12 protein-coding genes, 1 pseudogene and 1 riboswitch are annotated in these 12,651 nt (G+C 75.5%); of the genes and pseudogenes, 7 read left to right on the top strand and 6 right to left on the bottom strand.

The genetic code is table 11. The features are described 5' to 3' along the window. Positions 1-5 precede the first annotated feature (5 nt). Together ACF1ED_RS07015 and sigJ are read left to right on the top strand one after the other, a co-directional pair. Positions 6-1,607, top strand: coding sequence for a PLP-dependent aminotransferase family protein (locus ACF1ED_RS07015; protein ID WP_391757346.1), 1,602 nt, complete (start codon positions 6-8; stop codon positions 1,605-1,607). Continuing rightward, positions 1,604-2,584: an RNA polymerase sigma factor SigJ gene (sigJ, locus tag ACF1ED_RS07010; RefSeq protein WP_391757345.1), complete on the top strand. Its 981-nt coding sequence runs from the start codon at positions 1,604-1,606 to the stop codon at positions 2,582-2,584. The genes ACF1ED_RS07015 and sigJ overlap by 4 nt, the downstream gene beginning before the upstream one ends. Before the next feature lie 207 nt (positions 2,585-2,791). Here sigJ and ACF1ED_RS07005 read toward each other — a convergent pair whose 3' ends face one another. Next, positions 2,792-3,649, bottom strand: coding sequence for a hypothetical protein (locus ACF1ED_RS07005; RefSeq protein ID WP_391757344.1), 858 nt, complete (start codon positions 3,647-3,649; stop codon positions 2,792-2,794). Positions 3,650-3,800: 151 nt separating this feature from the next. Here ACF1ED_RS07005 and ACF1ED_RS07000 point away from each other — a divergent pair, with 151 nt between their 5' ends. Beyond that, positions 3,801-4,109, top strand: coding sequence for a hypothetical protein (locus ACF1ED_RS07000; RefSeq protein ID WP_391757343.1), 309 nt, complete (start codon positions 3,801-3,803; stop codon positions 4,107-4,109). 33 nt (positions 4,110-4,142) lie between these two features. Further along, positions 4,143-5,324 (top strand): glutathionylspermidine synthase family protein, encoded by a 1,182-nt coding sequence (locus ACF1ED_RS06995; protein WP_391757342.1) that lies wholly within the window; start codon positions 4,143-4,145, stop codon positions 5,322-5,324. A 249-nt stretch (positions 5,325-5,573) separates the two neighbouring features. On the opposite strand, the pseudogene ACF1ED_RS06990 reads toward ACF1ED_RS06995, so the two are convergent. Together ACF1ED_RS06990 and rocD are read right to left on the bottom strand one after the other, a co-directional pair. Further along, positions 5,574-5,882 (bottom strand): annotated as a pseudogene (locus tag ACF1ED_RS06990) (polysaccharide deacetylase family protein); the annotation flags it as partial. 84 nt (positions 5,883-5,966) lie between these two features. Then, positions 5,967-7,172, bottom strand: a complete 1,206-nt coding sequence (gene rocD, locus ACF1ED_RS06985) for an ornithine--oxo-acid transaminase (RefSeq protein ID WP_391757341.1) — start codon at positions 7,170-7,172, stop codon at positions 5,967-5,969. A gap of 105 nt (positions 7,173-7,277) precedes the next feature. Next, positions 7,278-7,368: riboswitch (ZMP/ZTP riboswitch) on the top strand. 62 nt (positions 7,369-7,430) lie between these two features. Here rocD and glyA point away from each other — a divergent pair. Continuing rightward, on the top strand, positions 7,431-8,708 hold the full coding sequence (gene glyA / locus ACF1ED_RS06980) for a serine hydroxymethyltransferase (RefSeq protein WP_391757340.1): 1,278 nt from the start codon (positions 7,431-7,433) through the stop codon (positions 8,706-8,708). A 21-nt stretch (positions 8,709-8,729) separates the two neighbouring features. Here glyA and ACF1ED_RS06975 read toward each other — a convergent pair whose 3' ends face one another. Both ACF1ED_RS06975 and ACF1ED_RS06970 read right to left on the bottom strand, forming a co-directional pair. Continuing rightward, entirely contained in the window at positions 8,730-9,509 is a 780-nt protein-coding gene (locus ACF1ED_RS06975; protein WP_391757339.1) for a hypothetical protein, read from the bottom strand. Further along, positions 9,502-10,098, bottom strand: coding sequence for an RNA polymerase sigma factor (locus tag ACF1ED_RS06970; protein ID WP_391757338.1), 597 nt, complete (start codon positions 10,096-10,098; stop codon positions 9,502-9,504). Before ACF1ED_RS06970 ends, ACF1ED_RS06975 begins: the two co-directional genes overlap by 8 nt. A gap of 56 nt (positions 10,099-10,154) precedes the next feature. Here ACF1ED_RS06970 and trpS point away from each other — a divergent pair, with 56 nt between their 5' ends. Next, a complete protein-coding gene (gene trpS, locus ACF1ED_RS06965; RefSeq protein ID WP_391757337.1) occupies positions 10,155-11,171 on the top strand; it encodes a tryptophan--tRNA ligase in 1,017 nt (338 codons plus the stop codon). 105 nt (positions 11,172-11,276) lie between these two features. Beyond that, positions 11,277-11,855: a 2'-5' RNA ligase family protein gene (locus ACF1ED_RS06960; protein WP_391757336.1), complete on the top strand. Its 579-nt coding sequence runs from the start codon at positions 11,277-11,279 to the stop codon at positions 11,853-11,855. A 40-nt stretch (positions 11,856-11,895) separates the two neighbouring features. Here the strand turns inward: ACF1ED_RS06960 and ACF1ED_RS06955 are convergent, their stop codons facing one another. Then, positions 11,896-12,651: a decaprenylphospho-beta-D-erythro-pentofuranosid-2-ulose 2-reductase gene (locus ACF1ED_RS06955; protein ID WP_391757335.1), complete on the bottom strand. Its 756-nt coding sequence runs from the start codon at positions 12,649-12,651 to the stop codon at positions 11,896-11,898.

Genomic DNA, 12,651 nt, shown 5'->3' with positions numbered 1-12,651 from the left:
TTCCCATGCGGAACGACTGGGCCACTTTCGGCGCCGACCTCCACCTCGACCTGCGCGGCTCCCGCCTCAGGGCCGGTCTCATGGACGCCCTGCGGGAGGCCGTGCGAGGTGGACGGCTGGCGCCCGGCACCCGGCTGCCGTCCTCGCGGCAGCTGGCGGCGGACCTCGGGGTGGCCCGGAACACCGTCGCCGACGCGTATGCCGAACTGGTGGCCGAGGGGTGGCTCACCGCGCGCCAGGGTTCCGGCACCCGGGTCGCCCTCCGGGCCGGTCCCCGGCCGGCCGGGGCACCGGAGAGCGGCTCCGGGGCTCCCCGGGCCGTCCCTGCCGGGCCGGCCCCGGGCGGGACCCCGTGGCGGCCGGCCGGCGGGGCGGGCGCGCGCGCCGCGCGGAGGCGGGCCGGGACGCCCGCGTACGACCTCCGGAGCGGCACCCCGGACCTCGCCTCCTTCCCGCGCGCCGCGTGGCTCAAGGCGTACCGGCGGGCGCTGACCACGGCCCCCGACGCGGCCTTCGGGTACGGCGATCCGCGCGGCCGGGAGGAGCTGCGGACCGTCCTCGCCGAGTACCTGGCCCGCGCCCGGGGCGTGTACGCCCGGCCCGAACGGATCGTGATCTGCGCGGGGTTCGCGCACGGCCTGACGCTGGTCGCCCGGGCCCTGCGCCGGCGCGGCGCCCGGTCCGCGGCCGTGGAGCCGTACGGCCTCGGCCACCACGCCGGACTGCTGCGCGACGCCGGGCTCGCCACCCCGCCGCTGTCCTTCGACGCGCGCGGCACCCGCGTCGACGGGCTGGCCGCCCTCGCCCCGGACGCGGTGCTGCTGACGGCCGCCCACCAGTTCCCGCTCGGCGGCGCGCTGCCCCCGGACCGGCGGACGGCGGCCGTCGACTGGGCGCGGGAGACCGGCGGCTTCGTCCTGGAGGACGACTATGACGGGGAGTTCCGCTACGACCGGCAGCCCGTCGGCGCGCTCCAGGGCCTCGACCCGGAGCGGGTGATCTACCTCGGCACCGCGAGCAAGTCCCTCGCCCCCGGGCTGCGGATCGCCTGGATGGTGCTCCCGGAGGAGCTGGTGGACGAGGTCGCCACCGGCAAGGGGGCGGTGGTGGACTGGATGTGCGGGACCCCCGACCAGCTCGCCTTCGCGGAGTGGCTCGTCTCGGGGGCGCACGACCGGCACGTGCGCGCCATGCGGCTGCGCTACCGGCGCCGCCGCGACCAGCTCGTCGCCGCGCTCGCCGCGCACGCCCCCGGGATCCGGCCCGGAGGGATCGCGGCGGGCCTCCACGCGGTGCTGCCGCTGCCGCCCGGCACCGAGCGCGCGGCCCTCCGCTCCGCCGCCTGGCACGGCCTGGCCGTCCAGGGCCTCGACCAGTTCCGCCACCCCGCCGCGCCGCCCGCCCTGGAGGGCCTGGTCGTCGGCTACGGCACCCCGTCCGACAGCGCCTGGCCCTCCGCCCTCCAGGCCCTCTGCCGGGTCCTGGAGGGGGTCGGCGGCGAGGGGACCGGCGACGGAGGCGGCCGGACGGCCGGCGAGGGGGTCGGTGAGGCCGGCGAGGGGGTCGGTGGGGCCGGCGAGGGCTCTTCTGGCAGGGTGGTCCCGTGACGCCGCACCCCGTCCCGGACGAACGCCCCGACACCGACGCGGAGGCCGCCGCACGGGAGTTCACCGCCCACCGGCCCCGGCTGTTCGGGCTCGCCTACCGGATGCTCGGGTCCGCCGCCGAGGCCGAGGACACCGTCCAGGACGCCTATCTGCGCTGGAGCGGAGCCGACCGGACCGACCTCGTCCACCCCGGCGCCTGGCTCGCCAAGGTCGTCACCCGCCTGTGCCTGAGCCGGCTCACCTCAGCCCGCGCCACGCGCGAGCGGTACACCGGGCCCTGGCTGCCGGAGCCGGTGCTCACGGCGGGCGGCGGCCTGAGCGGAGTGCCCGGCACCGGCCCGCTGGAGGCCGCCGAGCGGCGCGACGACGTCTCCACGGCCCTGCTGCTCCTCCTGGAGCGGCTCACCCCGGCCGAGCGCGCCGTGTACGTGCTCCGCGAGGCCTTCGGCTACCCGCACCGGGAGATCGCCGGCCTCCTCGACCTCGGCGAGGCCAACTGCCGCCAGCTGTACGGCCGGGCCGCCCGGCGGGTGGCCGAGCCCGGGGACGACGGGGCCGCCGCCCGCTTCGCCCCGCCCGAGCCCGGCCGGCACCGGGAGTTCGTCGAGTCCTTCGTCGCCGCCTCCCGCGAGGGCGACCTCGCGGGCCTGGAGAAGGTCCTCGCGGCGGACGTCGTCTGGTGGAGCGACGGCGGCGGCAAGGTCAGGTCCGCCCTCCGTCCCGTCCGGGGCCGCGACCACGTCCTGCGCTTCCTCGCCGGTGTCGCCCACCGCAAGGAGGAGGGCTCCCGGCTCACCGTCGTGGAGGTCAACGGCGAGCCCGGGATCGTGCTGCACGTCGGCGCGCGGGTCCTCGGCGTCGCCTCGGTGGCGGTCGGCGCGGACAGCCTCGTCACCGACGTGCGGATGGTGATGAACCCGGACAAGCTCGGCTACGCGTCCCGGCAGTTCGCCGCGTACCCGGAATCCGGCGGCTGAGGCCGTCACATCCGCGCGGCCCCGCCGGTCAAGCCGGTGAGGGGCGCTCCACGGGGAGCGCCCGCGACCGGAAGGAGCCCGGAGACGACCACGGCGACGAAGACGATCCTGGTGACGGGAGCCACCGGCACCCTCGGCAGGCCGCTGTGCGCCCGGCCCGCGCGGCCGTCCGGCTCGTGTCCGGCGGTCCGTCCGGCGTGAGGTCCGTCAGTCCGGGGCGGCCGTCCGCTCCGCTGGCCCCCCGGCCGGAGCCGGGGTCGCGGCCGGGGCCTCGCCGAAGCGGGCCAGGGTCAGGGAGGCGGCCACGGCCACGGCGAAGCCGGTGACCGCCAGCCAGCCGAGGCCCTCGCGGGTCCGGTCGCCCAGCCAGAGGACGCCGGCCGCCGCGGGGCCCAGCGTCTCGCCGAGGACCATGCCCGCCGTCGCCGTCGTCACCGAGCCCCGCTGGAAGGCCGAGGTCAGCAGCAGGAACGCGGCCGCGCCGCCGAGCAGCAGCGCCCACAGCGCCGGGTCGGCCGGGCCCACCCCGTCCAGGAGCCGCACCGCCACCTCGACCACCCCGAAGCCGATCCCGGCGCCGAGGCCCAGGACCAGCGCCCGCGAGCGGTCCGGGAGCCGGCCGGCCGCCGCGCCGAGCAGCAGCACCCCGGCCGCGGCGCCGAGCAGCGCCCACGGCAGCGCCTCGGGCCCGTCCCGGTGGCCCTCCCGGCCCGCGGCGAGCGCCAGCATGGCGAGCCCCAGGCAGACCGCTCCCACCGCGCCCCACTCGGTCCGGCTGAGGCGCACCGGGAGCATCCGGGAGGCCAGCGCCGCCGTGACGGCGAGGCTCGCGGCGAGCGCCGCGCCGACCGCGTACAGGGGGAGCGTCCGCAGGGCCACGACCTCCAGGGCGAAGCCGAGGCCGTCGAGGCCGAGCCCGACGAGGTACCGCCACCGCCGCAGCGCCCGCCAGAGCAGCCCGAGGTCGACCCCGCTGCCGGTCCCGGGCTCGGCCTCGCGGGCGCCGGCGGCCTGGAAGACGGTCGCGGCGCCGAAGCACAGGGACGAGCCGAGCGCGCAAACCATACCGAAGAGCACATAGCGACTCTAGGTGCCGGAGCCGGAAAGCGGCGGCCTACACTGTGCGGTCGCGAGGCCCGCGGTCATGCGAACGGCCGCGCGGACGTGCCACGCGCACACGAAGGTGCGCGGCCACGCGAAGGGGAGGGCGAGGGACATGCGGAGGCTCAGGTCGAGCACGGTGGTGCTCGGCGGTATGGGCGTGCTCGCGGCGACGATCACCGCCTGCGGCGCCGAACCCGACCGCCGGTGCGCGGACCCGGTGACGCTGGAGGAGCTGCCCGGCTACCGGTGCGACACCGGCGGCTCCGGCGACGACGACGATGACGACGGCACGACCGCCCGCGGCGCCTACTACTACGGCGGCTCCGTCCGCGACGCGCGCGTGACCGGCGGCAGCTTCGACAGGAAGGCCGTCGAGACCGGCGGCTTCGGCTGCTCGTCCTCCGGGTCGAGCGGCGGCTGAGACGCGGGACCCACGGACGGACGGACCGGCACCATGGAACGGCACACCATCGAACCCCGCCCGGGCTGGCAGGAGATCGTCGAGGAGCAGGGGCTCGTCTATCCGCTGACCCGCTACCCGGACGGCTCGCTCCGCCCGTACTGGGACGAGAGCGCGTACTACTCCTTCACGCTGCCCGAGGTCGAGGCGCTGGAGGAGGTCGTCGAGGAGCTGCACGCCATGTGCCTCGCGGCAGCCGCGCACATCGTCGAGCGGAATCGTTTCGCCGATCTCGGGATCACCGACCCCGGGGTCGCCGGGCGGGTCGCCGAGTCCTGGCGCCGGCGCGCCGAACTCCCCTCCCTCTACGCCCGCTTCGACCTCGTCTACGACGGCACGGGCCCGGCGAAGATGCTGGAGTACAACGCCGACACCCCGACCTCCCTGGTGGAGGCCGCGAGCCCGCAGTGGTTCTGGATGGAGGAACGCTTCCCCGGCGCCGACCAGTGGAACTCGCTCCACGAGCGGCTCGTCGACGCCTGGAAGCGGCAGGCGCCGCTGCTGCCGCCCGGTCCCGTCCACTTCGCCCACTCCGAGACCGACGAGCTCGGCGAGGACCTGATGACGGTCGCGTACCTCCGCGAGACCGCCGAGCAGGCCGGACTCGCCACCGAGGCGCTCTCCGTCGAGCGGATCGGCTGGGACCGGCTCTCCCGCCGCTTCGTCGACGAGAAGCTGCGCTTCATCCGCAGCTGCTTCAAGCTCTACCCGTGGGAATGGCTGGTCACCGACCGCTTCGGCAAGCACGTCCTGTCCACCCTGGACAACGGCGGCGGCTCCGGCACCACCTGCTGGATCGAGCCCGCCTGGAAGATGCTGCTCTCCAACAAGGCGCTCCTCGCGATCCTCTGGGAGCTCTACCCCGGCCACCCCAACCTGCTGCCCGCCTACCTCGACGGGCCGCGCGAGCTGGCGGCGACCACCGGCTGGGCGGCCAAGCCGCTGCTCGGCCGGGAGGGCGCCGGCGTCACCCTGCACGAACCCGGCAGCGAGCCGGCCGTCCGCGACGAGCCCTGCTGCTACCAGGGCCTCGCCCCGCTCCCCGACTTCGACGGCAACCGCACCCTGCTCGGGGCGTGGGTCGTCGAGGACGAGGCCGCCGGGCTCGGCATCCGGGAGTCGGCGGGCGCGATCACCGACGAGTACGCCCGCTTCCTCCCGCACGTCATCCTGTAGGGCCTGCTCCGGCACGTACTCCCGCAGCGGCGCCGGCTCCGGCCCGGCCGCACCGGCCGGGGCCGGGGCCCGCTCCAGGGCCCGCTCCAGCGTCTCGTCGAAGTGCGGCAGGATGATGTCGCCGGCCTTCAGCTCCGGGGCCGGCGGCGTCCACTGGCCCCAGGCGGTCAGGTCGTGCGTCCACGTCACCACGGCCTTCGCCCCGCAGGCGCGGGCGGCGGTCCGGGTGGTCGCGCCGAACGCGCCGTACGGCGGGCGCAGCAGCCGCGGCCCGTCGCCGAACTCCGCGGGGCGCGCGTCCCGCGCCCCGCACACCTCGGCCCTCTGCCCGGCCGCGTCCAGCGTGGTGAGGTCCGGGTGGCCGACCGCGTGGTTCTCGATCCGCGCCCGCCCCTGGCCGAGCAGCCGGTGGAAGGGGCCGGGGCCGTACGAGTACGCCCCCGGGAGCAGGAACAGCGAGGCCGGCACCCGGCGGCCGAGCAGCAGCCGCGCGGCGGCGGGGTCGTGGAACCAGCCGTCGTCGAGGGTGATGAAGACGACCGGGTCCGTGGTCTCCACCCGGGAGACCACGGGCGCGGACTCGGGCCGGACCCCCGCGGGGCGGCGTTCGCGGGTCCGCCGCCGCCCCGGAAGCGTGCCCCGTCAGTCCGAGAGCACCGCCCGCAGCTGCTCCAGGCCCCAGTCCAGGTCCTCCTTCGAGATCACCAGCGGCGGCGCGACGCGGATCGTCGAGCCGTGGGTGTCCTTCACCAGGACGCCCCGCTCCATGAGCCGCTCCGACACCTGCCGGCCCGTGCCGCGCTCCGGCGCGATGTCCACGCCCGCCCACAGGCCCCGGCCCCGCACCGCCTCCACCGCGCCTCCGCCCACCAGCAGCCCCAGCTCCGCGTGCAGGTGCTCGCCCAGCTCCGTCGCCCGCTGCTGGTACTCCCCGGTCCGCAGCATCGCGATCACCTCCAGCGCCACCGCGCAGGCCAGCGGGTTCCCGCCGAAGGTCGAACCGTGCTCGCCCGGCCGGAAGACCCCGAGCACGTCCGCGTCCGCGACCACCGCCGACACCGGCACCACGCCGCCGCCGAGCGCCTTGCCCAGGATGTACACGTCCGGGACGACGCCCTCGTGCTCGCACGCGAAGGTCCGGCCCGTCCGGCCCAGGCCCGACTGGATCTCGTCCGCCATGAACAGCACGTTCCGCCGGGACGTCAGCTCCCGCACCCCGCGCAGATAGCCGGCCGGCGGCACCAGCACGCCCGCCTCGCCCTGGATCGGTTCGAGCAGCACCGCCACCGTGTTCTCGGTGACCGCCGCCTCCAGCGCCGTCAGATCGCCGTACGGCACGATCTCGAATCCCGGCGTGTACGGCCCGTAGTGGTCCCGGGCCTCGTGGTCCGTGGAGAACGACACGATCGTCGTCGTCCGCCCGTGGAAGTTGTTCCCCGCCACCACGATCTTCGCGTGCCCGTCCGGCACGCCCTTCACCTCGTACCCCCACTTCCTGGCGGTCTTCACGGCCGTCTCGACCGCCTCCGCGCCGGTGTTCATCGGCAGCACGGTCTCCTTGCCGCACAGCTCGGCCAGCCTGGTGCAGAACTCGGCGAACCGGTCGTGGTGGAAGGCCCGCGAGGTCAGCGTCACCCGCTCCAGCTGGGCCTTCGCCGCCTCGATCAGCCGGCGGTTGCCGTGCCCGAAGTTCAGCGCCGAGTAGCCGGCGAGCATGTCCAGGAAACGGCGCCCCTCGACATCGGTCATCCAGGCCCCCTCCGCGGAGGCGACGACGACGGGCAGGGGGTGGTAGTTGTGGGCGCTGTGCGCCTCCGAGGCAGCGATCTCGTCTTGCGTTCTCGACACGGGATCTCCGATCGTCCTGCGGCCGGGGTGTGTTGTGGCCCCTTCTTATCGTCGCTCGCATCCCGGACGAAGAAACCTCGGCGACGGCGCGCCCGCTAGTCTGTGAACACGCGCGGCGACTGGCGTACGGGGAACCGACCCCGGGGGAGCCGCGCGCGCCCCACCACACGAGGTGCCGCTCGCCTGGGCATCACGGGACCGCCCGCGTCCCGTGCGGCACCCGCCCCGGGACGTTCCGACGCACGCCCGGAGGAACACGTGACCACGCGCCCGCAGACCACAGGCCACCCCGCGCTCGCCGCCGCCGACCCCGAGCTCGCCGCCCTCGTCGGCGCCGAGGAGCGGCTCCAGGCGGACACCCTCCGCCTGATCCCCAGCGAGAACTACGTCTCCGCCGCCGTCCTCGAAGCCTCCGGCACCGTCCTCCAGAACAAGTACAGCGAGGGCTACCCCGGCCGCCGCTACTACGAGGGCCAGCAGGTCATCGACCAGGTCGAGACCCTCGCGGTCGAGCGCGCCAAGGCCCTCTTCGGGGTGGGCCACGCCAACGTCCAGCCCTACTCCGGCTCCCCGGCCAACCTCGCCGTCTACCTCGCCTTCGCGAAGCCCGGCGACACCGTCATGGGCATGGCGCTCCCGATGGGCGGCCACCTCACCCACGGCTGGGGCGTCTCCGCCACCGGCTCCTGGTTCCGCGGCGTCCAGTACGGGGTCCGCCACGACACCGGCCGCGTCGACTACGACCAGGTCCGCGACCTCGCCCTCGCCGAACGCCCCAAGATCATCTTCTGTGGCGGCACCGCCCTGCCCCGGACCATCGACTTCGCCGCCTTCGGCGAGATCGCCCGCGAGGCCGGCGCCGTCCTCGTCGCCGACATCGCCCACATCGCCGGCCTCGTCGCCGGCGGCGCCCACCCCTCCCCGGCCGGCCACGTGGACGTGATCTCCACGACCACCCACAAGACCCTCCGCGGCCCGCGCGGCGCCATGCTGATGTCCACCGAGGAGCACGCCAAGGCCCTCGACAAGGCCGTCTTCCCCGGCCTCCAGGGCGGCCCGCACAACCAGACCACCGCCGCCATCGCCGTCGCCCTGCGCGAGGCGTCCCTGCCCTCCTTCCGCGACTACGCCCACGCCGTCGTCGCCAACGCCAAGGCCCTCGCCGACGCCCTCCTCGCCCGAGGCTTCGACCTGGTCTCCGGCGGCACCGACAACCACCTGATCCTGATGGACCTCACGTCCAGGAAGGTCCCCGGCAAGACCGCCGCCAAGGCCCTCGACCGCGCCGGCATCGTCACCAACTACAACACCGTCCCCTTCGACCCCCGGAAGCCCTTCGACCCCTCCGGCCTCCGCATCGGCACCCCCTCCCTCACCTCCCGCGGCCTCACCCCCGCCCACATGGACCGGGTCGCCGACTGGATCGACCGCGCGGTCACCGCCGCCGCGACCGGGGACGAGGACGCCCTCGCCCGGATCCGCGCCGAGGTCGCCGGCCGGATGGCCGGCCACCCGGCCCCGGGCCTGCCCGCCTGACCCCGCCCGCGACCGGCCGGGCTACCGGACGGAGGCCGCGATCCGCAGCGCCTCCGTCCGGTCCGGTATGCCCTCCAGACGGAGCGTCAGGCCCGCCGACGGCCGCACCCACAGCAGCGTCGGCCCCGCCGCCCGCACCTCCTGCCGCCACCGGCCGTCGACCGAGGAGAGCGGGAAGACCAGCCGGTGCGGCGCGGCGAACCAGTACGCCGCCGTCCCGTCCGCGAGCGCCACCGGCTCCGGGGCCACCCGCACCTCCTTCACGAAGCCGGGGTCCAGCGCGCCCGGGAACTCGTCCAGCCGGACCACCGCCCCTTCCGCCGTCCGCCAGCACACGCCGACCACCGCCCTCGGCGCCCGCCCCGTCACCGCCGTGACCGCCCCGGCCGCCCCCTCCGGCAGCAGCGGCGCGAAGCCCGCCAGCCGGGCCGCCTCCGCCACCGGCACCGGATCCGGGCACCCCGGAACCGCCGCGGGAGCCGCCGGCGGCGCCCCCGGCGCGTACTCCACCGCGACCCCGCCGACGCCCAGCCACTCCACCACCGCCGCCCGCACCGGCGGCGTCAGCACCGCCACCACCAGCACCCCGGACAGCGCCGCGAGCAGCGCCCGCCACCGCCGCCGCGCCCACCCCCACCGCTCCGGCTCCGGCTCCGGCTCCGGCACCGGCACGTGCTCGGCGAGGAGCTGGGCCAGCACCCGCTCGGCCATCGACTCCCCGTCCACGTCCGGCACCCGCAGCGACCGCCCGAGCTCCCTCAGCTCCTCCGGCAGCCCACCGGAAACCCCGTCCTCACGCACGCCCCTCACCTCCCTCCGCCGTCCCCATCGCCGACCCCAGCTTCTTCAGCGCCCGGCTCAGCCGCGACTTCACCGTCCCCCGCGGCCACCCCAGCGCCTCGGCCGTCTCCGCCTCGTCCAGCTCCAGCAGATAGCGGTGCACCACCACGCTCCGGTGCTCCTCCGCCAGCCCGTCCAGCGCGGCGAGCAGCCGCCGGCGCCGCTCGCCGTCCACCGCCGCCACCAGCGGGTCCGCCGACTCCGGTATCAGCGGCTCGCCCGCGAGCAGCTCCGCCTCCCGTCCGGCCACGGCCCGCTGCCGGCCCGCCGTCCGCAGTGTGTTCCTCGTCTCATTGGCCACGATGCTCAGCAGCCAGGGCCGGAAGGACGCCCCCTCCCGGAAACTCCCCAGCGAGCGGTACGCCTTGAAGAAGGCCGCCTGCACCACGTCCTCGGCCTCCGCACCCGCCCCGCACGCCACCGCCGCCCGCAGCGCCACCGGCGTGTGCGCGCGGACCAGCTCCGCGTACGCCTCCGGCTCTCCGGCGCGTACCCGGGCGATCACGGCGCTCTCGTCGACGACGGCCGAGCCCCCCTCCCGTGTCCTCACGATCCTGGTACACCGGAAGTCGGGGATCGGTTCCCGCACCTGAGAGAATGATGTGCATGGCCTCTGATGCTCGTCCCCGCGCGCTCTCCGGAATCCAGCCCACCGCGGGCTCGTTCCACCTCGGCAACTACCTCGGTGCGATCCGGCAGTACGTCGCGCTGCAGGAGTCCCACGACGCCTTCTACATGGTCGTCGACCTGCACGCCATCACGGTCCCCCAGGACCCGGCCGCGCTGCGCGCCAACACCCGCTTCGCCGCCGCCCAGCTCCTCGCCGCCGGCCTCGACCCGGAGCGCTGCACCCTCTTCGTCCAGAGCCACGTCCCCGAGCACGCGCAGCTCGGCTGGGTCATGAACTGCCTCACCGGCTTCGGCGAGGCGTCCCGCATGACGCAGTTCAAGGACAAGTCCGCCAAGCAGGGCGCCGACCGCGCCACGGTCGGCCTCTTCACCTACCCGATCCTCCAGGTCGCGGACATCCTCCTCTACCAGGCCACCCACGTCCCGGTCGGCGAGGACCAGCGCCAGCACATCGAGCTCACCCGCGACCTCGCGGAGCGCTTCAACGGCCGCTTCGGCGACACCTTCACGGTCCCGGCGCCGTACATCGTCAAGGAGACCGGGAAGATCTACGACCTCCAGGACCCGACGATCAAGATGAGCAAGTCGGCGTCCACGCCGAAGGGCCTCGTCAACCTCCTGGACGACCCGAAGGTCACCGCCAAGAAGGTCAAGAGCGCCGTCACCGACACCGACACGGTGATCCGCTTCGACCCGGAGAACAAGCCCGGCGTCTCCAACCTCCTCGCGATCATGGCCACCCTCACGGACACGAGCATCGCGGACCTGGAGAAGAGCTACGAGGGCAAGATGTACGGCGCCCTCAAGACCGACCTCGCCGAGGTCATGGTGGAATTCGTCACCCCCTTCCGGACCCGCACCCAGGAATACCTGGACGACCCGGAGACGCTGGACTCGGTCCTGGCCAAGGGCGCGGAGAAGGCCCGGGCGGTCGCCGCCGAGACCCTGGCGCAGACCTACGACAGGATCGGCTTCCTGCCCGCGAAGCACTGACGCGGAGCAGGGTCCGAGGACCCTGGCCATGAGGGTGGTGCAGGCCGCACACTGGCGGCTGCACCACCGCACGACGAACCGATCAGAACGACGGAGGAGAACGACGTGGGGACCGTAACGCTCGGCGTTTCGATCGCGGTCCCGGAGCCTCACGGCAGCCTGCTCCAGGAGCGGCGCGCGGGCTTCGGCGACCCCGCCGCGCACGCCATCCCCACCCACGTCACCCTCGTCCCGCCCACCGAGGTCGACCGGGGCCGGCTGCCGGAGATCGAGGCGCACCTCGCCGGCGTCGCCGCCGACTGGCTCCCCTTCGGGATCCGGCTCAGCGGCACCGGCACCTTCCGCCCGCTCTCCCCGGTGGTCTTCGTCACCCTCGCCGAGGGCGTCACCGGCTGTGACCGGCTCCAGGCCCGCCTCCGGGAGGAGGCCGGCCCGCTCGTCCGCGAGCTGCAGTTCCCGTACCACCCGCACGTCACCGTCGCCCACGGCATCACCGAGGAGGCGATGGACCGGGCCTACGAGGAACTGGCCGGCTACGAGGCCGCCTGGACCTGCTCCTCCTTCGCCCTCTACGAGCAGGGCGCGGACGGCGTCTGGCGGAAGCTGTACGACTACGAGTTCGGCAGCGGCCGTCCGGTCCCGGCCGTCCCCTCCCAGGGCGGCAGCCCGGTCCGCTCCTCCTGAGCGACGGGCGCGGCGCCCGTACGGCCCGCCCCGGCGGTGCTCACACCGGCAGCCGCCGGTGCAGCGGCCGGGGCACGTGCCGCAGCGCCGAGGCCACCAGCCGCAGCGGGCCCGGCACCCACACCGTCTCCGAGCGGCGTCGCAGCCCCAGCTCGATCGCGCCCGCCACCGCCTCCGGGGTGGTCGACAGCGGCGCCTCCGGCCGTCCGGCCGTCCGCGCGGAGCGCACGGCGCCCGGCCGCACCACCATCACGTGCACGCCCGTCCCGTGCAGCGCGTCCCCCAGCCCCTGCGCGAAGACGTCGAGCCCCGCCTTCGACGAGCCGTAGATGAAGTCGGCGCGGCGCCCCCGCTCGCCCGCCACCGACGACAGCACCACCAGCGAACCGTGCCCCTGGGCCTGGAGCGCGCCCGCGCACACCAGCGCCGCCGACACGGCGCCCGTGTAGTTGGTCTGCGCGACCCGCACCGCCGCGGCCGGATCGGACTCGTCCCGCGCCTGGTCGCCGAGGACCCCGAAGGCCAGCAGCACCAGATCGACGTCGCCCTCGGCGAAGACCCGTCCGAGCCGCTCCGCGTGCGCGTCCGTGTCCAGCGCGTCGAAGGGGACCACGCGCACCTCCGCCCCCAGCGCGCGCAGCGACTCCGCCGCGGCGGTCAGCTCGGGGGAGGGGCGGCCGGCCAGCCACACCGTCCGGGTGCGGCGGGCGATCAGCCGGCGGGCGGTGGCGAGCCCGATGGCGGACGTGCCGCCGAGCAGCAGCAGGGACTGGGGGGCACCGAAGGCGTCCTTCAC

Source organism: Streptomyces sp. NPDC014656, from assembly GCF_043084305.1.
GTDB lineage: Bacteria > Actinomycetota > Actinomycetes > Streptomycetales > Streptomycetaceae > Streptomyces.
This window is presented reverse-complemented; position numbering and strand designations above follow the sequence as displayed.

Excerpts from the sequence above, each read along its gene's own strand:
- ACF1ED_RS07000 (WP_391757343.1), top strand. The coding sequence starts at position 3,801 with ATGCGGAGGCTCAGGTCGAGCACGGTGGTGCTCGGCGGTATGGGCGTG.
- ACF1ED_RS07015 (WP_391757346.1), top strand. The coding sequence starts at position 6 with ATGCGGAACGACTGGGCCACTTTCGGCGCCGACCTCCACCTCGACCTG.
- ACF1ED_RS06995 (WP_391757342.1), top strand. The coding sequence starts at position 4,143 with ATGGAACGGCACACCATCGAACCCCGCCCGGGCTGGCAGGAGATCGTC.
- ACF1ED_RS07005 (WP_391757344.1), bottom strand. The coding sequence starts at position 3,649 with ATGGTTTGCGCGCTCGGCTCGTCCCTGTGCTTCGGCGCCGCGACCGTC.
- trpS (WP_391757337.1), top strand. The coding sequence starts at position 10,155 with ATGGCCTCTGATGCTCGTCCCCGCGCGCTCTCCGGAATCCAGCCCACC.